This window comes from Streptococcus oralis, assembly GCF_001578935.1.
Classification (GTDB): domain Bacteria; phylum Bacillota; class Bacilli; order Lactobacillales; family Streptococcaceae; genus Streptococcus; species Streptococcus oralis_R.
On sequence record NZ_KQ969521.1, the window covers coordinates 294,846 to 295,760 of the forward strand.

Consider the following 915-nt stretch of genomic DNA (forward strand, 5'->3'; position numbering starts at 1 on the left):
GGCCTGGGAATGTTGCTCTATCAAGCTGCTGAAGCTTTTCAACTGTGGACAGGTAAAGAAATGCCAACAGAAGAGATTTGGCAGTCTTTAACAGAAAAATACCAATAAAGAAAGGGAGATTCTCCTATGAAAATCAGAATCGATATTCCGCATCATCCCTATGATATTCAGATTGAAAAAGGTTGTCTATCGCAAGCTGGTCAATGGTTGCGAGAACTCTGGCAACCACAAAAGGTAGTCATTGTGACAGATAACCATGTAGCTTCTCTCTATGCAGAGAAGGTTAAACTCAGCCTAGAAGATGCTGGTTTTCAGGTAGCTGTTTTTGACTTTTTAGAAGGCGAAGAACGAAAAAATTTAACCACTGTTCAGAAAGTCTATGAATTTCTAGTCAAGCAAGGTTTAACTCGTAGCGATGGAATCGTGGCTCTTGGCGGTGGTGTTGTTGGGGACCTAGCTGGTTTCGTAGCCTCTACCTATATGCGGGGCATTCACTTTGTTCAGATTCCGACTAGTTTGACAGCCCAGGTTGATTCCTCTATCGGTGGAAAGACGGGTGTCAATACTCCTTTTGCTAAAAATATGGTGGGAACTTTTGCCCAACCAGATGGGGTTCTGATTGACCCGTTGGTCCTTGAAACACTCGGAAAAAGAGAGTTGATTGAGGGAATGGGTGAGGTTATCAAGTACGGCTTGATTGAGGACCCAGAACTGTGGGCTCTCTTGACGGAGCTAGATGGTTCTGTAGAGAGCATTTTGGAACATGCGGAGACTTTGATTGAACATTCTTGTCAAGTTAAGCGCAAGATGGTGGTTGAGGATGAGTTGGATAATGGTGTTCGCCTCTACCTCAATTTTGGCCACACTATTGGCCATGCTATTGAAGCGACTGTCGGTTATGGCAAGGTCATGCAT

General features: G+C 44.2%; 2 protein-coding genes. Both read left to right on the forward strand.

The window, feature by feature from the left end:
- The first annotated feature begins 9 nt into the window (after nucleotides 1–9).
- Complete coding sequence (locus SORDD15_RS09870) at nucleotides 10–108, forward strand: hypothetical protein (protein WP_419579773.1); 99 nt, start codon at nucleotides 10–12, stop codon at nucleotides 106–108.
- 18 nt (nucleotides 109–126) lie between these two features.
- On the forward strand, nucleotides 127–915 hold a 789-nt coding region (aroB, locus tag SORDD15_RS01480; protein WP_061413737.1), incomplete at its 3' end, for a 3-dehydroquinate synthase.

Coding starts and splice junctions, on each gene's coding strand:
- SORDD15_RS09870 (WP_419579773.1), top strand. CDS start 10: ATGTTGCTCTATCAAGCTGCTGAAGCTTTTCAACTGTGGACAGGTAAA.